The following is a 17,707-nucleotide window of genomic DNA, read 5'->3' as shown; positions in this document are numbered from 1 at the left end:
TAGGTAGGGCAAACGCTCTACCTACAATTGTTATTGGTGAAATTGGGTGCAAAATGGGTGTGAAACTAGGAATACTGGGATTAGGCACCGTGGGAACGGGAACAGTGCAGTTGTTGCAAGATAGCGCTGGGCGTCACCCATTGTTGCAAGAGATAGAAATTTATCGGGTGGGAGTGCGATCGCTAGATAAACCCCGTGCAGTAGAATTGTCTACGGAAGTAGTAACTACAGATTTAGAATCTATTGTCAACGATCCGGCGGTAGATATAGTTGTCGAGGTGATGGGTGGACTGGAGCCGACGCGATCGCTTATTCTCAAAGCTTTAAGTAATGGTAAGCATGTAGTCACCGCCAATAAAGCAGCGATCGCCCGCTTCGGAACGGAAATTTTCACAACTGCCAATCAAGCAGGCGTATACGTCATGTTAGAAGCCGCTGTGGGTGGTGGTATTCCGGTGATTCAACCCCTAAAGCAATCTTTAAGTGTTAACCGAATTCATACTGTAACGGGTATTGTTAACGGTACAACAAACTACATCCTGACACGGATGCAAACAGAAGGCAGTAACTTCAATGATGTCTTAGCTGATGCCCAGCGATTGGGTTATGCTGAGGCTGACCCCACTGCTGATGTAGATGGCTTAGACGCAGCCGATAAAATTGCTATTCTGGCATCATTAAGCTTTGGTGGACGCATCAACCTACAAGATGTTTATACTGAGGGCATTCGGCAAGTGAGCAAAACAGATATTGCCTACGCCGAAAAATTGGGATTTGTGATTAAATTGTTAGCGATCGCTAAACGTGATACTCCCTCATCTCATCTCTCCGTCAGAGTTCATCCTACCTTAGTGCCTCAAGCCCACCCTTTGGCTAGCATCAACGGCGTTTACAATGCCATTCTTGTGGAAGGAGAACCAATTGGACAAGTAATGTTTTTTGGCCCCGGTGCTGGTGCTGGTGCAACTGCCAGTGCTGTGACATCAGATATTTTGAATTTAGTTGCTGTCCTCAAAACCAATACAGCAGTTGCAAATCCCTTATTAACTTGTGGGCATCAGGAATACTGCCAAATTGCGCCGATGGCAGAATTGATAACTCGATTTTACGCCCGTTTTCTCACTAATGACCAACCTGGAGTTATCGGTAAATTGGGTACTTGCTTTGGCAACTATGGCGTTAGCTTAGAGTCAATTGTCCAAACAGGCTTTCAAGGGGAACTTGCAGAGATTGTGGTTGTTACCCATGATGTGCGGGAAGGCAATTTTAGGCAAGCTTTGGCAGAAATTCAGAATTTATCAGCGATCGAAAGCATTCCCAGCTTACTACGTGTACTTTGAGATTAGTTGCGAGTCAATACTGTTCGGTTAAGGCAATAGACGCGATGAATCGCCGTCTCTACAATAATCAGTCTTTCGTCTTGACGGCGATTTATTGCATCTTTTAGAAAATAGCGATCGCACTACATATACTCAAAAGCTCAAGGAAGCGGCAGAAAAGCTTGGTAAATCAGTACGTACAGTGCGACGGCTGGTAGATAAATGGGAACAGGAAGGTTTGGCTGGACTGGCGCAAAATCAACGGATGGATAAAGGGAAGCATCGAGTTGATGAAGACTGGCAAGAGTTTGTATTGAAAACTTATAAGGAGGGTAATAAGGGAAGTAAAAGGATGACTCGCCAGCAGGTATTTATTAGAGTGAAGGCAAGAGCAGACGAACTGGGAGTTAAGCCTCCTTCCCACATGACGGTTTACCGAATTTTGCAACCATTAATAGATAAAATTGAGCAAGCTAAAAGTATTCGCAGTCCGGGTTGGCGTGGTTCGCGCTTATCAATGAAAACCCGTGATGGAAAAGACTTGCAAATAGAACATAGTAACCAAGTTTGGCAGTGCGACCACACCCTTATTGATGTTTTATTAGTAGACCAGCATGGCAAAATTCTTAGTCGTCCTTGGTTAACAACGGTTATTGATAGTTATTCACGCTGCATTATGGGGATTAACTTGGGCTACGATGCACCAAGTTCTCAAGTTGTAGCTTTGGCGTTACGTCATGCAATTTTGCCCAAGCAATATGGTTCGGAATATGGGCTTAATGAAGAATGGGGTACTTCTGGTTTACCGCAACACTTTTATACGGATGGGGGTAAAGATTTTCGTTCCAACCATTTGCAGCAAATAGGAGTGCAGTTAGGGTTTGTTTGTCATTTGCGCGATCGCCCATCTGAAGGTGGTAGTGTTGAGCGTCCGTTTAAAACTCTAAATACAGAATTATTCTCAACTTTACAAGGATATACAGGTTCAAACGTTCAAGAGCGACCAGAGGAAGCGGAGAAAGAAGCTTGCTTAACGTTGCGGCAGTTAGAGCAAATGTTGGTGCGTTACATCGTTGATAACTATAACCAGCGACTTGATGCTCGAATGGGCGACCAGACAAGATTTCAACGCTGGGAATCTGGTTTAATTGCAGCACCCGATTTACTTTCCGAGAGGGATTTGGATATTTGCTTAATGAAGCAAACACGGCGACAAATTCAACGCGGGGGATATCTGCAATTTGAAAACTTGATGTATCGAGGTGAACTCTTAGCGGGTTATGCGGGAGAAAGTGTTGTGTTGCGATATGACCCTAGAGACATCACAACAATTTTGGTTTATCGCATAGAAGGGGATAAAGAGGTATTTATTGCTCGTGCTTATGCTCAAGATTTGGAGACAGAAGAACTATCTCTAGATGAAGCAAAAGCTAGCAGCCGCAAGGTCAGAGAAGCGGGTAAAGCTGTGAGTAATCGCTCAATTTTGGCTGAAGTTAGAGAACGCGAAACATTCCAAACTCAAAAGAAAACCAAAAAAGGGCGTCAGAAAGTAGAACAGGCTGAGGTCAAAAAATCTAAACAACTTATACCTGTTGAGCCGGAGGAATCAGTAGAGGCAGTATCTATTGATAGCGAACCTGAGCCTGAGATGCCGGAAGTTTTTGATTACGAACAAATGCGTGAAGATTACGGATTTTAGAAAATGACTTCAAAAGAAGCCCAAGCAGTCGCCCAACAATTGGGTGATATTCCCGTTAATAGTGAAAAATTACAGGCGGAGATTCAACGATTAAATCGTAAAGGTTTTGTCCCACTTGAACAAGTGCAAATTCTGCATGATTGGTTGGAAGGAAAGCGCCAATCAAGACAATCTGGGCGTGTGGTAGGTGAGTCGAGAACTGGTAAAACAATGGGTTGTGATGCCTATAGGCTTAGGAATAAACCCTCTCAAGTTGCAGGAAAACCCCCAACTGTACCTGTGGCTTATATCCAAATTCCCCAGGAGTGCGGTGCTAAGGAATTCTTTGGGGTAATTATGGAGCATTTGAAATATCAAGTAACTAAAGGAACAGTGGCAGAAATTCGAGATAGAACACTACGGGTTCTTAAAGGTTGCGGCGTGGAGATGTTGATTATTGATGAAGCCGATCGCTTTAAGCCGAAAACTTTTGCGGAAGTGCGTGATATTTTTGACAGGTTGGAAATAGCAGTGATTTTGGTAGGAACTGACCGCTTAGATGCAGTGATTAAGCGGGATGAGCAGGTTTACAACCGTTTTCGGTCTTGTCACCGTTTTGGAAAGATGTCAGGGGAAGATTTTAAGCGAACGGTGGATATTTGGGAGAAACAAATACTGAGATTGCCAGTTGCCTCCAACCTTTCGAGTAAGACGATGTTGAAGACATTAGGGGAAGCAACTGGAGGTTATATCGGTTTGATGGATATGATTCTCCGAGAGACTGCAATTCGGGCTTTAAAAAAAGGACTGCAAAAAATTGACTTGGAAACTTTGAAGGAAGTAGCTGCTGAGTACAAGTGATGGAAGTGGAAAATATTAAGCCTTGGCTGTTTAGAGTTCAACCATATCAAGGAGAAAGCCTAAGTCATTTTTTGGGACGCTTTCGACAGGCAAATGATTTAACCCCTACTGGGTTAGGTAAGGCAGCAGGACTTGGGGGTGCGATCGCACGATGGGAAAAGTTTCGGTTTAATCCCCCACCATCTCGCCAGCAGTTGGAAGCATTGGCTAAGGTTGTGGGGGTTGATGTCGATAGATTAGTGCAGATGTTACCACCTGTTGGGATGGGAATGAAAATGGAGCCGATTCGGTTATGTGCTGCTTGTTATACCGAGTCGCCCTGTCACAAGATTGAATGGCAGTTGAAGGTGACACTGAGATGCGATCGCCACAAGTTAAGCTTGCTTTCAGAATGTCCCAACTGTGGCGCAAGATTTAAGTTTCCAGCGTTATGGGTGGATGGTTGGTGTCAAAGGTGTTTTATGACGTTTGCTGATATGGCAACACACCAGAAGTATTATTAAATACTAGTATTTTAATTTCTCGAATGTCCTAACTAGAGAGTGATTCTGTCTAACTGCACCACTTCCAGATTAAATATAATTGTAAAAGTCGCACTTGGTATAAGTCGGCGCAGTGCTTGTGAATGGGCTTCTGCATCGCTTCGACGACGAAAACGAGCAACAATTTGGTGTTGCATACTGGGGAAATGACGGACGATACACCAAGGATGAAGTTTGTCAATGTAGCTCACAAAAACCTCCTGACAATACTTGTGATTTAGCTGATTACTTGAGTAGTTAAAGCTTACTTGCTCACAAAATTTCCTAGACAAAAGCCACTCTACTGTGAGAGTGGCTGGTAAAAAATGTCAGAATGATATTGAAATTTGTTGACTTTTAATCTCTATTTACTCTGGTTACTTAAACAGAGCTTGTTTAAAAGTCCTTCAGGAATCTCCTCAAAGCCTTCTAGCAGCAAATCCATCAGGGCAAGATGGCGTAAATCGGAAGGCATGGGACGGCGGTAGTTGCGCCCTTTAGAGAACCAGCGCCGAACAGTTGAAAGTGAACGAGAGCAAATTCGAGCGATCGCCTCATGATTAACGTCCCATTTGGTATAAAATTTATTGGGTGTCATCCCTAGTTGACAATGGCTGTAAAAGTCAATCAGGTTTTGCTCGCGTTCTTGTAGAGGGCGGGGATTAGTCATATACTGGCTCTCCTTCCAGTGGTTCTAAGTCCTCCTCCCAAGCGATATCGGCAGATATCCAAGCTGCACTGAGGCTGTCTTTGCTTAACCAAATTAGGTAGCACCAACTCCAGCAGCAAAGATGTGGGGCAAAGCTGTAAAATCTGCCGATCGCAATTCCCCAGTCGGTGTCAGAACTAAGCCAGCGTAATCTATCGCCGTACAAAAAGCGGGGTATTTTGGCTGTATCAGGAAAATCGTCGGGTAAATCAACAGAAAGTTTCTGGTTAGTCAACTCTGGAAATAAATCTTGGCGATTTTTAGCAATTGCACTCAAATAATTAGCTATTAGTTCAGCATTGATGCTCTGGGTTAGGTGAGAAATCAACACCGCCGCTAAAGTTTCTTGTTCTTGCTGCTCACCATAATCGCTGAGTTTTGCCAATAGTTGAGTTATTCCGAAGTCATCTAAAGCTTGTAGATAACTTCTGTGTTCATCTGTTTTGTAGCAAACAGGCTTTAACATGGAATATGTCTCCTGTATAGAGGGGGCCAAAAGTCAGCGTCTTCCCTGCAAAAGTTGAGCGCTGGCTTTTGACTTATCAGTAATTATACATAATTTTAATGATATTTTATTTTTATTTATGTGTTTTTAGTGATTTAATATAGAAACACATAACTAAGTTGATGATAGTCACATGGGGAAAGTTGTAGTAAGTATTTACATGGAAGAAGAAGACAAGGAAGCTCTGCAACAACTGGCGGATGCAGAGGAGCGTTCTTTGTCGCAAATGGCAGTGTTAATTCTGAAACGAGCTGTTAAACAAGCGCAGGCGGAAGGGATAATTTTGCCTACTCAGGAGAAGGGTAAATGAGGCGTAGCTGCTTGCCCTTAGATATCACCTGTAAACCAATTAAGTTTTGAGAAAAATATCAGGAAATTACATCAATAGAAAATAATGGTTAAATAAAAATCTTTACAAAATAAGTAGTTTCGGTATCTGAAAATAAGTTCAGGCTACATCATTAAACGGAAGTTGAGGAATTTGATTGTAAATTTCTGCATTTACTTCGAGAGCTTGACGTAAATCGTATTGCGTTTGTAAATTCAACCAAAACTGAGCGCTGTTCCCAAAATAGCGCGATAGACGCAAGGCTGTATCTGCTGTAATACTACGCTTTCCTTGTACAATTTCGCTAATTCGTGTTTGACTTACACCTATATCTTTGCTTAATCGATAAGGTGTGATATTCAAAGATTGCAAGAATTCTAGTTGCAGGATTTCGCCAGGATGGATGTTTGGCAGACGGTTGTTATTCATAATGATTTTTATACTTAGTGGTAATCGACTATTTCAATTTCCGAAGCATTGTTTTCATTTGTCCAAACAAAGTAGATTTGCCATTGATCGTTAATACGAATACTGTACTGCCCAATTCTATCGCCAACTAGCTTTTCTAAGCGATTTCCAGGTGGAACACGCAAGTCATTAATTGATGTTGCTGCATCAAGGATAAGCAGTTTTCGTAAAGCAGTTTTCTGGATATTGGGCGGGTATTGAGGAGATATGAAGCCTTCAAAAATTAGCTTTGTCTCTTCAGATTTGAAACTGACAATCACAATACTATCGTTTCGCCTTACTATCGTCGAACGTTAGTATACATTGTCAAGTGATAGATTTTTACTTTCCCCTTCAACCTGTAAACTTGTATTTGCTTGGGCAAAGGCTGTGCAAGTTCCTCTGAATTTTAGAGCAAGTCAATTTTTTTATGGAGTTTGACGTTTGTTCTTATCCCTCGCAGCCAGATTTTAATGACGTAGTTTAGCAAGAAATACCGAATTAGAAGCTGATTTAATAAATTTCCGAAAATTATGCTCGAAGTCTTGTGTTTATTTCATAGAATTTGCGGATACATCAAATTATTAAGTTGACATAATGCTTCTAAGTAGTGTCGAGCGCTTGAGAGTCATGCTTGTAACTCTACTGTTGTCGTTTGCTGTCACGGGAGAACTCAAAGCTGTTGCAGCGGTTGCAAACCTAACTTTGGCACAGGCACAAACTGCTCAAAATCCAAAAGATGAGGCAGATAGACTGCTAAAAGAGGGTAAACAAAAACTAAAGCAAAACCAATTTCAAGCAGCACTAGAGGCATTTGAAAAAGCCTTGACTTTGTATCGACAAGCTAAAAACCGCAAGGGTGAAGGTGATACTCTCTACAGCATTGGCGATGTTTACTATGATCAAGATAAATTTTCCCAAGCAATTGAGTTTTATCAGCAAGCTTTGGTAATTCGTAGGAAACTAAAAGATCGCACTCAAGAAGCCACAACACTCAATGATATCGGCTTATCTTACAGGAAATTAAGCCAGTACCCCAAAGCCTTGGAGTACTATCAGCAAGCTTTAGCGATTAGTAAACAAATCGGCGATCGCTCTGGTGTTGGCACAACGCTCAACACCATTGGCTCTATTTACTCCAGTCTCGGACAGTACCCCAAAGCCTTGGAGTACTATCAGCAAGCTTTAGCCATTCGTAAACAAATCGGCGATCGCTCTGGTGTTGGCAGAACGCTCAACAACATTGGCTTAATTTACTCCAGTCTCGGACAGTACCCCAAAGCCTTGGATTACTATCAGCAAGCTTTAGCGATTATTAAACAAATCGGCGATCGCTCTATGGAAGGCACAACGCTCAACAACATTGGCTTAATTTACTCCAGTCTCGGACAGTACCCCAAAGCCTTGGATTACTATCAGCAAGCTTTAGCGATTATTAAACAAATCGGCGATCGCGCTATGGAAGGCACAACGCTCAACAACATTGGCGAGATTTACCGAAGTCTCGGACAGTACCCCAAAGCCTTGGATTACTATCAGCAAGCTTTAGCGATTATTAAACAAATCGGCGCTCGCTCTATGGAAGGCACAACACTCAACAACATTGGTTATCTTCTAGATACACAAAAACAACCGGAATTGGCAATTGTTTTCTTCAAGCAATCTGTCAATGTTATAGAAACGATTCGGCAAGATTTGCAAGTGCTACCCAAAGAACAACAGGAATCATATACAAAAACCGTTGCATTTACCTATCGCCGTCTTGCTGATTTATTACTACAAAAAGACCGCGTACTTGAAGCGCAACAAGTTTTAGATTTGCTAAAAGTACAAGAACTGCAAGAATACCTCCGCAATGTCCGGGGTAATCAGCAGACACAACAGGGACTAGATAATCTGCCGCCAGAACAAAAAATTTCTGACAGCTACAATCAGCTTTTAAATCAGGCAATTGAAATCGGCAAAGAACTTACCGAACTGCAAAAGATTCCCTATCCTCAACAAACTTCTACACAAAAACAACGTCTTGCTAAACTTACGAACCAGCAAGGGCAAATCGTCAAAATGTTTGAAGAATTTACCCGTCGTCCAGATGTGGTTGCCAGTGTGCAACAATTACGCCAAACTGCTAAAGACGAAAACGTCAGTTTGCAACGATTGAGAAACATTGCTGATGACCTGAAGCGATTAGAACAAAATGCCGTCCTGCTGTATCCTTTAATTTTGGAAGACCGTTTAGAACTAATTTTAGTAACACCTGGTTCACCACCCATCCGGCGTACTGTACCTGTCAAGCGGCAAGAATTGAACCAAGCAATTGTCAACTTTCGCAGTGCTTTGCAGAATCATAACATGGATGCGAAAAAACCAGCAAAACAACTATATGACTGGTTAATCAAACCTATAGAAAATGATTTGCAAAAAACAGATGCCAAAACTATTATTTATGCTCCCGATGGGCAACTGCGTTACATTCCTTTAGCAGCTCTGTACGATGGTAAACAATGGTTAATAGAACGTTTGCGGGTAAATAATATTACGGCTGCATCCTTAACTGACTTTACTACAAAACCGCAACCACATCTAAAAGTTTTGGCAGGTGCTTTTACTCAAGGGCATTATGAATTTCAATTAGGTAATCAACACTTTAACTTGACTGGGCTACCTTTTGCTGGTAAAGAAGTTGCCAGTCTGGAAGCAGCTATTTCTGGCACAACCAAACTGTTAGATAAAGACTTTAGCACCACAGCGACAATTCCCCAGATGAATCAAAACTCAGTGGTACATTTTGCAACTCATGCGGCTTTTGTTCCGGGTTTACCAGAAGATTCATTTATTTTATTTGGGAATGGCGATCGCATCACTTTACGCAACATCCAAGACACTTGGTTTTTAACCAACGTTGATTTAGTCGTTTTGAGTGCTTGTGAAACAGGATTAGGCGGAACATTAGGCAATGGCGAAGAGATTTTGGGGTTTGGCTACTTGATGCAAAATGCCGGAGCAAGAGCTGCGATCGCTTCTTTGTGGTCAGTTAATGATGGTGGTACTCAAGCTTTAATGGATGTCTTTTACGCCAAACTCAAACAAGGTACTTTTACCAAAGCCGAAGCTTTAAGACAGGCACAAATAGCTTTGATTAATACTAGCAAAAATACTGAAAGCAAACAACGCGGGAGCAGTATTGAAATCGAAGCCTTACCATCAAATGTCAGCGATCGCCTCAGTCATCCTTACTACTGGGCACCATTTATTTTAATTGGTAACGGATTGTAATTCGTAATTCGCAATTCGTACCTCAACCTACATATTGCGATTTCGAGAGTCGCTAACATAGATTTTGCTTTAAGTTGATTTAGCAATAAATTCTTAGTTAAAAGCTTATTTAATAAATTTTCCGTAAATTCTGCTTTAAATCTTGTATTTTTCCCTAGAGTTTGCGTGCATATAAAATTATTAGGTTGACAATATGCTTTTAAATGGTGTAGAGCGTTTGAGAGTTATGCTTGTAACTCTGGTGTTGTCATTTGCTGTCACAGGAGATTTTGGATTTGTTGCAAACCAGACTTCGGCACAGGCACAAACTACTGAAAATCCAAAAAATGAGGCAGATAAACTGTTAACAGAAGGGAAACAGAAACTAGAGGAAAACCAGTTTCCAGCAGCACTAGAGGCATTTGAAAAAGCCTTGACTTTGTATCGACAAGCTAAAAACCGCAAGGGTGAAGGTGATACTTTTTACAGTATTGGTGATATTTATTATACTCAGGCTAAGTTTTCCCAAGCGATCGCATTTTATGAGCAAGCTTTGGTAATTCGCAGGGAAGTAGGCGATCGCACTCAAGAAGCCATAACGCTTAACGATATTGGATTATCTTACAACAATTTAAGTCAGTACCCCAAAGCGTTGGATTACTTTCAGCAAGGATTAGCCATTCGCAAACAAATCGGCGATGCAAGAGGTGAAGGCTTTAGCCTCAACAACATTGGCTATATTTACGATACTCTGGGAGAGTACCCCAAAGCCTTGGAGTACTATCAGCAAGCTTTAGACATTCGTCAACAAATCGGCGATGCAAGAGGTGAAGGCTTTAGCCTCAACAACATTGGCGGAATTTACGACAGTCTAGGAGAGTACCCCAAAGCCTTGGAGTACTATCAGCAAGCTTTAGGCATTCGTCAACAAATCGGCGATCGCTCTGGCGTTGGCACAACCCTCAACAATATTGGCTTAGTTTACGACAGTCTGGGAAAGTACCCCAAAGCCTTGGAGTACTATCAGCAAGCTTTAGGCATTCGTCAACAAATCGGCGATCGCTCTGGCGTTGGCACAACCCTCAACAACATTGGCGGAATTTACTCCAGACTCGGACAGTACCCCAAAGCCTTGGAGTACTACCAGCAAGCTTTAGACATTTTTAAACAAATCGGCGATCGCTCTGGCGTTGGCACAACCCTCAACAACATTGGCGGAATCTATTCCAGACTCGGACAGTACCCCAAAGTCTTGGAGTACTACCAGCAAGCTTTAGCCATTTTTAAACAAATCGGGGATCGCTTAGGCGTTGGCACAACCCTCAACAACATTGGCTATATTTACGACACTCTGGGACAGTACCCCAAAGCCTTGGAGTACTATCAGCAAGCTTTAGACATTAAAAAACAAATCGGTGATGCGAGAGGTGAAAGCACAACCCTCAACAACATTGGCGGAATTTACGACACTCTAGGACAGTACCCCAAAGCCTTGGAGTACTATCAGCAAGGATTAGCCATTCGCAAACAAATTGGCGATCGCTCTGGCGTTGGCACAACCCTCAACAACATTGGCGAAATTTACGACACTCTGGGACAGTACCCCAAAGCCTTGGAGTACTTTCAGCAAGCTTTAGACATTAAGAAACAAATCGGCGATCGCTCAGTCGTTGGCACAATCCTCAACAATATTGGCTTAGTTTACAACCGTCTGGGAGAGTACTCCAAGGCTTTGGGGTACTATCAGCAAGCTTTAGCCATTCGTCAACAAATCGGCGATCGCGCAGGTGTTGGCACTACCCTCAATAATAGAGGGACAACTTACTATAATTTGAAACAGTACGCCGATGCTGAAAGAAACCTACTAGCTGCCGTTGAAATTTTGGAATCTCTGCGACCTGGATTAACTGATCAAAATAAAATCTCCATCTTTGAAACTCAAGAATTTACTTACCGACATCTGCAAAGAGCCTTGGTTGCTCAAAATAAGACAAACCAGGCACTAGAAATAGCTGAAAGGGGACGAGCGAAAGCATTTATTGAATTATTAGCATCCAAGTTATCCCCCGATTCGCAAAAGCAGAATCCTGAATCACGGCAAAAAAAATTCAACATCAATCTTGAGCAAATCAAACAAATTGCCGAGATGCAAAATGCTTCTGTGGTTGAATACTCCATTGTTTCCGATAAAGACCTTTACATTTGGGTTGTTCAGCCTACAGGTGAGGTAGAGTTTCGCTCAGTTGACCTCAAAAAATCTTTAGACACTTCTCTAGCAAAACTTGTTACTAACAGCCGTGAGTCCATTGGCATTAGAGGACGTGCAAGCATCAAGATAGAATCTGTAGTTGATGTAGCAGAGCAGAAACAACAATTACAGCAATTACACAAATTGCTAATTGATCCCATTGCTGACATTCTCCCCAAAGATCCGAACTCTCACGTCATCTTCATTCCTCAAGGTCAACTGTTTCTAGTTCCCTTTCCCGCCTTACAAGATGTTAATGGTAAGTATTTGATTGAAAAACATACCCTTCTTACTGCACCTGCGATTCAAGTTCTCAATTTAACCCATGAACAAAAGCTCAAGCCACACCCCACAGATTTGCAAGCAGCATTGGTTGTGGGTAATCCTACAATGCCTAAAGTCACAACAAAACTTGGCGATCCACCTCAGCAATTGTCTAACTTAGCAGGTGCAGAACAGGAAGCAAATGAAATTGCCAAACTATTTAAAACTAAGGCATTTACAGGCAATCAAGCTATAAAAGCCAAAATGTTACCCAAGCTATCGCAAGCTAGGATAATTCATTTAGCAACGCATGGGTTATTAGATGATTTTAAAGGATTAGGCGTACCTGGGGCGATCGCCCTTGCTCCATCTGGTAATGGTAAACTCAACGATGGCTTACTTACCGCCGATGAAATTTTAGACTTGAAACTAAATGCTGATTTAATTGTCCTGAGTGCTTGCGATACTGGGCGAGGTCAAATCACTGGTGATGGTGTAATTGGTCTATCTCGTTCCTTAATTACCGCAGGTACACCCAGTGTTATTGTTTCGTTGTGGTCTGTACCCGATGCACCCACGGCTGAGTTGATGACTGAGTTTTATCGTAACTGGCGAGAGCGCAAGTTAGATAAAGCTCAAGCATTACGCCAAGCAATGCTCAAAACTATGGAAAATCATCCAAATCCCAAAGACTGGGCAGCATTTACCCTTATTGGCGAGGCAGAGTAATATCTAAAACCGATACCAAATTGATGACTCTAGACAGCATTTTTTGCTCAACCTGATGGCAGCTTTATTTGTCTATAAATATTGGTAATAGCGTTGTAATCTTTGTTTCATTTTCAATACTACAAATTATTTCAACACACTCAATTTTCTGACTATTTCTGTATTAATACGTATATGCAGATGATAATTTTCATCAGCGAATCAAAATTTATCTATCTTGGGGATGTGGGGAAAAGAGTAGGCTATGTCAATCATCAAGCGTCGTCAGTTTTTGCAGTTCGCTGGTTCAGCTTTAGCCACTCTTGGGATTAGCCAATTAGAAATCGAGCAGCAAGCTGTTCGCTATGGCCAAGTTTTAGCCCAAAATACTCCCCGCAAAAGGGCTTTATTAGTAGGCATTAATGATTACCTAAAAGTAAATGATTTTCAATGGTATCCACTGGAAGGGGCTGTCAATGATACTCAAATCCAGAAAGAACTTTTGATTAATCTGTTTGGCTTTCAATCTGATGATATTCGCATCCTACACGACCAAGAAGCAACCCGTAAAAATATCTTACAGGCTTTTGAAGATCATCTAATTAAATGGGCACAGCCTGGAGATGTAGCAATATTTCACTACTCTGGACATGGTTCTCAAGTTGCCGATCCAGATAAAGTTTTTGCCGATGAACGAGTCAGCACGATTGTACCGATTAATAGTTCCCTCCCACCTGGATATCCCAATAAAGGAGGTAAGGTTAATGATATTACTGGACATACCTTGTGGTTATTAATGCAAGCTATCAACACAGAAAACGTTACCTTTGTGCTGGATAGTTGTTACTCAGGTGGTGCAAGAAAAGGAATTTTGACAGTGCGATCGCGTCCCGGCGATCAAGAATTATTGCGTATTAAAGATTCCAAAATCCAGCTTTTAGCAAGTACCGAAGAACAAGAATTTCAAAAACAATTGATGTCTCGGCTGAAGTTGACAAACTCAGACTTTGTTAAATTGCGTCAACAAGGTGTACCGAAAGGAGTCATGCTTGCTGCTGCTAGACGAGATCAGTCAGCCATTGATACGAGCTTTGCTGATACGCCTGTTGGTATTTTTACTTATATACTCAGTCGCTATCTTTGGCAACAAACATCCTCTGAGTCAGTTGATCGGGTAATGCTAAGTGCGATCGCCACAACCCAAAGAATACTGCAAGAATATTTCCCTACATCCGGCGTTGTGCAACAACCAGAATTTAACGTCAAACAGGGAAGTAATAACGACAAGCAAATAGTTTACTTTACCAATCGAAAAAACATACCAGCCGAAGCAGTAGTTACTAAAGTACAAGGAAATCAAATTGATTTGTTTTTAGGCGGGATAGATCCTCGGAGTTTAAAAGCCTTTGGACGAGGTGCAACCTTTACAGTGGTAGATAATCAAGGGCGAGAACAAGGGCAAGTAAAAATCGAGTCACGACAGCAACTTAAAGCACAAGGCAAACTGATCCAGACGACAACTAGAGGAGCGGCGATCGCAGCTGGTGCATTATTGCAAGAGCGATCGCGGGCAATTCCCAATGACCTGACTTTGCGAATTGGACTAGATTCATCGTTAGGGCAAGATATAGAATCAGCACGACGGGCACTTAGGGCAATTAACAAACGAATTGAGCCTGTATCAGCTAATCAGCCAGATATAAATTACATCCTGGGACGAGTGACACAGGAGTATGTCAAGCAGTTACAAAAATTGAATATTAAAAAGTTACCTGAAGTTGGCAGTATTGCCCTGTTTTCTCCAGCAGCCGATCTAATTCCTGGTTCTGATGGTTCTGCTGGAGAACGTGTATCTGAGGCAGTAAGTAATCGCTTGAAGGCAAAACTCAAATCTTTATTAGCCGCACGCTTGGTAAAACTGACTTTAAATACAACCTCTTCAAAATTGAGTGTGGCCGCTGCAATGGAAACAGTGGATGGCGGTGCTATTCAGGCAGAAGCATTTACGGTCAGAGGAGCAACTGTTGCACCCCTGAGTCGTAGTCGAGGACAAACCACTCGCTCATCTAATGTCCAACGCATTACAGCTGGAACCTTAGTCCGCTTTTTAGTTCAGAATAACGAACCTCACGATCTCTACATCAGTGTGCTGCTCATCAGTGTAGATGGCGAGTTGTTAGTTCTCTCACCGCTACCGGGAAATGAAGATGCTCCTCCCATTGCCGCAGGGCAACAAATTCAAGTCCCCGACCCAGATCGCGGCGAATTGTATAAATTTAGGATTGCTGGTGAGCCTGGTGTCGCGGAAGTACTAGTAATTGCCAGTACGACACCTTTCAAAAAGGCGATTGAGTTATTGCAGGCACTTGCAGCAGAATCAGATAGCCAACGGGGAATACCTGTGAATTTAGATAAAAAACCAGATGAGGCAATTGTCAGTTTACTAAACGATCTCGACGAAGGTACTCGTGGTGCAGGCATAACGCGAGTTGATGGAACCAGCCAAATAGACACACAGCAGATGGCTGCACTATCGATTACATTTGAAATCTTGCCATCTTAGTAAGTCAATCGGTTGGGTCATTGCTAAGAATGAATATTCACTTTTGCATTTAAATGTAGTATGCGATTTAAATTTTCGTGGCTCAAGCTTAATGTTGCTTGCTTCTCAGCACTTCTGGTTTTCCTGACAACTAGTTTATTGACTCCTTTGCCAGGGTTGACACAGCCCCAACAGAATCAAACAAACGCTGAAACGGACAGGCTATTGAAGCAAGGGCTAGAACAGATCGCACTTCAGCAATTTGAGCCAGCAATTCAATCCTTGAAGCAGGCGATGCAGATATCGCAACGATTAGGCGATCGCAAATCTACAATCCTTGTCCTCAAGCATCTAAATACAGCCTTAGACAATTTGGAGAAATCTTTTCCCGTTAAGGCAAAAGAGCAACGCGAGCAAATTCTGTCTACACTACCTACTGACGAACTGACCGTCTTTCAAGGATGGAATGGCGAATTCGATCTGAATTTGGCAGGTTGGCAAATGCTCATGGATTTAGGCGATGACTATGTTAAATCAGGTAACTATACTGCTGCAACTCAGCAATATAAGAAAGCGACGATTATTGCCGAACTTCCAACAGAGCAAAACGGAATACCACCGTTCATCGTTCCCAAGCAGGAAAGAGGTCTATTGATTGCTCAAGCCAGAACTTTAACAAAACTGGGATGGACTTTGGAGAAATTGGGTGATTTACCAAATGCAGAAAAAACATTACGATCTTCTGGAAAAGTCTGGAGCGAACTCTGGAAAAAGACGCAAAGAGAAGATCAAAAGCAGCAGGTTGATTTTCTATCTAGAAGCGATGCTGTACGTTTAAAGATATTTGATATTGGAGAGCAGCAGGCTCTAACTTATAGCTATCTGCAATCTATTCTAGTCAAATTAAAGCAAAAAAACCAAGCTTTGACAGCATCTGAGCAAGTAAGGACGATTGCCCTGATTGACGATTTGGGTTTTCGACTTTCTGAATTTTCTCAGCAAGAACTAGGTAGTAAACCAGTAACATTAAAGGAACTACAGCAGGTTGCTCGTCTGCAAAATAGCACGTTAGTTGAGTACTCGATTATTTATGAAGATATTGTAGATAGCAATCAGTATCGAGATGATGAAACAAATGCCTTTTCATCTGGTGCGTCAACTGCCAAACAGTTTATACAAATTCAAGAACTATCTCTTGAGAATTTGCTCCCCAAACCTACAAAATTATTTATTTGGGTGATTCAGCCAACTGGGAAAGTTGATTTTCGAGAAGTTGATTTGAAGTTGTTGAAAAAACCATTAGCCCAAGTGTTAATTGATAGCCGAGAGGCTATGGGTGTAAGAGGTCGAAGCTCGTCCATCAGCATTGAGCCTATCGATGATACACAACAATTAACTCAGCTACATCAGCTATATCAGCTTTTAATTCAACCAATTGCCGAGCTACTACCTCGTGATGCTAATAAAAAAGTTATTTTCATTCCACATCGGAGCTTAACGCTAGTTCCGTTTGCTGCCTTGCAAGACGAACATGGACAATATTTAATCGAAAAAAACACAATATCTATTGCACCTTCTATTCGCTCGCTATCTCTTACACATAAGCTAAGACAGCGTGTTCGGGAAAGACAGAATGAGCTTCATGATTTCATTAAACCAGCACTTGTTGTGGGCAACCCTACAATGCCAGAATTTTCCAGTATTCAAGGGCAAAAGTCTGAGCGTTTGCCTAGTTTATTAGGTGCAGAACAAGAAGCTCAAGCGGTTGCTAATTTCTTTAAGGTGCAAGCTTTAATAGGTGATAAAGCAACGGTTGCACAAGTGAATCATTTAATTACAGGGGTAAGATTGATTCATCTAGCAACACATGGATTACTGGAAGTTTTCAGTGAGGATGGGCCTGGTGCGATCGCACTGGCACCATCTTCTAATAATTCAGGTTTTATGACAACAAGTGATATACAGAATATGCCAGAGATGGCAGCCGATTTAGTTGTTCTGAGTGCTTGTGATACAGCCAGAGGACAAATCACAGGTGAAGGAATCATCGGATTATCCCGTGGATTTATGACTGCTGGTATTCCTAGTGTTCTTGTTTCTCTATGGGCAGTGAATGATGTATCAACCGCAGAATTAATGATTGAATTCTACCGAAATATGCAAGAACGTCATCTCAACAAAGCCCAAGCACTGCGACAAGCAATGTTAACTACAATGCAAAAGTATCCAAAAAATCCTAAAAAATGGGCAGCATTTACCTTAATTGGTGAATCAGAGTAAAGTGATGAAGATGAGTCCAAAGGATTAGGCAGCATTCACTCT

The 17,707-nt window shown here is 41.9% G+C and carries 14 protein-coding genes; 9 read left to right on the top strand and 5 right to left on the bottom strand.

Annotated features, from left to right (window positions below; genetic code table 11):
* Nucleotides 1-53: 53 nt before the first annotated feature.
* From AC1F2U_RS14020 to AC1F2U_RS14005, 4 genes are all read left to right on the top strand, one after another.
* Nucleotides 54-1,340, top strand: coding sequence for a homoserine dehydrogenase (locus AC1F2U_RS14020; RefSeq protein WP_480261663.1), 1,287 nt, complete (start codon nucleotides 54-56; stop codon nucleotides 1,338-1,340).
* Between the two features lie 94 nt (nucleotides 1,341-1,434).
* On the top strand, nucleotides 1,435-3,018 hold the full coding sequence (locus tag AC1F2U_RS14015) for a transposase (RefSeq protein WP_480261662.1): 1,584 nt from the start codon (nucleotides 1,435-1,437) through the stop codon (nucleotides 3,016-3,018).
* A 3-nt stretch (nucleotides 3,019-3,021) separates the two neighbouring features.
* Nucleotides 3,022-3,858 carry a TniB family NTP-binding protein gene (locus AC1F2U_RS14010; protein ID WP_480261661.1) on the top strand — a complete coding sequence of 279 codons (837 nt, stop codon included), beginning with the start codon at nucleotides 3,022-3,024 and terminating at the stop codon, nucleotides 3,856-3,858.
* Nucleotides 3,858-4,361, top strand: coding sequence for a TniQ family protein (locus AC1F2U_RS14005; protein WP_480261660.1), 504 nt, complete (start codon nucleotides 3,858-3,860; stop codon nucleotides 4,359-4,361). Before AC1F2U_RS14010 ends, AC1F2U_RS14005 begins: the two co-directional genes overlap by 1 nt.
* A gap of 32 nt (nucleotides 4,362-4,393) precedes the next feature.
* Here the strand turns inward: AC1F2U_RS14005 and AC1F2U_RS14000 are convergent, their stop codons facing one another.
* The 3 genes from AC1F2U_RS14000 to AC1F2U_RS13990 all read right to left on the bottom strand — a co-directional run bounded on the left by AC1F2U_RS14000 (nucleotide 4,394) and on the right by AC1F2U_RS13990 (nucleotide 5,554).
* On the bottom strand, nucleotides 4,394-4,591 hold the full coding sequence (locus AC1F2U_RS14000) for a hypothetical protein (RefSeq protein ID WP_480261659.1): 198 nt from the start codon (nucleotides 4,589-4,591) through the stop codon (nucleotides 4,394-4,396).
* Between the two features lie 152 nt (nucleotides 4,592-4,743).
* On the bottom strand, nucleotides 4,744-5,049 hold the full coding sequence (locus tag AC1F2U_RS13995) for a helix-turn-helix domain-containing protein (protein WP_480261658.1): 306 nt from the start codon (nucleotides 5,047-5,049) through the stop codon (nucleotides 4,744-4,746).
* Nucleotides 5,042-5,554, bottom strand: coding sequence for a hypothetical protein (locus AC1F2U_RS13990; RefSeq protein ID WP_480261657.1), 513 nt, complete (start codon nucleotides 5,552-5,554; stop codon nucleotides 5,042-5,044). The genes AC1F2U_RS13995 and AC1F2U_RS13990 overlap by 8 nt, the downstream gene beginning before the upstream one ends.
* A gap of 172 nt (nucleotides 5,555-5,726) precedes the next feature.
* Here AC1F2U_RS13990 and AC1F2U_RS13985 point away from each other — a divergent pair, with 172 nt between their 5' ends.
* On the top strand, nucleotides 5,727-5,903 hold the full coding sequence (locus AC1F2U_RS13985; protein ID WP_480261656.1) for a ribbon-helix-helix domain-containing protein: 177 nt from the start codon (nucleotides 5,727-5,729) through the stop codon (nucleotides 5,901-5,903).
* Between the two features lie 138 nt (nucleotides 5,904-6,041).
* Here AC1F2U_RS13985 and AC1F2U_RS13980 read toward each other — a convergent pair whose 3' ends face one another.
* Together AC1F2U_RS13980 and AC1F2U_RS13975 are read right to left on the bottom strand one after the other, a co-directional pair.
* The gene (locus AC1F2U_RS13980; protein WP_480261655.1) at nucleotides 6,042-6,350 is read right to left on the bottom strand and encodes a HigA family addiction module antitoxin; all 309 of its coding nucleotides are present in this window, start codon (nucleotides 6,348-6,350) and stop codon (nucleotides 6,042-6,044) included.
* Nucleotides 6,351-6,364: 14 nt separating this feature from the next.
* Nucleotides 6,365-6,649 (bottom strand): type II toxin-antitoxin system RelE/ParE family toxin, encoded by a 285-nt coding sequence (locus tag AC1F2U_RS13975; protein WP_480261654.1) that lies wholly within the window; start codon nucleotides 6,647-6,649, stop codon nucleotides 6,365-6,367.
* A gap of 316 nt (nucleotides 6,650-6,965) precedes the next feature.
* On the opposite strand from AC1F2U_RS13975, the gene AC1F2U_RS13970 reads away from it, so the two are divergent.
* The 4 genes from AC1F2U_RS13970 to AC1F2U_RS13955 all read left to right on the top strand — a co-directional run bounded on the left by AC1F2U_RS13970 (nucleotide 6,966) and on the right by AC1F2U_RS13955 (nucleotide 17,665).
* Nucleotides 6,966-9,644, top strand: coding sequence for a CHAT domain-containing protein (locus AC1F2U_RS13970; RefSeq protein WP_480261653.1), 2,679 nt, complete (start codon nucleotides 6,966-6,968; stop codon nucleotides 9,642-9,644).
* A gap of 193 nt (nucleotides 9,645-9,837) precedes the next feature.
* Nucleotides 9,838-12,864: a CHAT domain-containing protein gene (locus tag AC1F2U_RS13965; protein ID WP_480261652.1), complete on the top strand. Its 3,027-nt coding sequence runs from the start codon at nucleotides 9,838-9,840 to the stop codon at nucleotides 12,862-12,864.
* 244 nt (nucleotides 12,865-13,108) lie between these two features.
* Entirely contained in the window at nucleotides 13,109-15,406 is a 2,298-nt protein-coding gene (locus tag AC1F2U_RS13960; RefSeq protein WP_480261651.1) for a caspase family protein, read from the top strand.
* A gap of 60 nt (nucleotides 15,407-15,466) precedes the next feature.
* Nucleotides 15,467-17,665 (top strand): CHAT domain-containing protein, encoded by a 2,199-nt coding sequence (locus tag AC1F2U_RS13955; protein WP_480261650.1) that lies wholly within the window; start codon nucleotides 15,467-15,469, stop codon nucleotides 17,663-17,665.
* Nucleotides 17,666-17,707: the final 42 nt, after the last annotated feature.

Source organism: Nostoc sp. LEGE 12454 (assembly GCF_056620565.1).
Note: the sequence above shows the minus strand (reverse complement) of the source record. Positions and strands in the feature narration are given on the sequence as shown.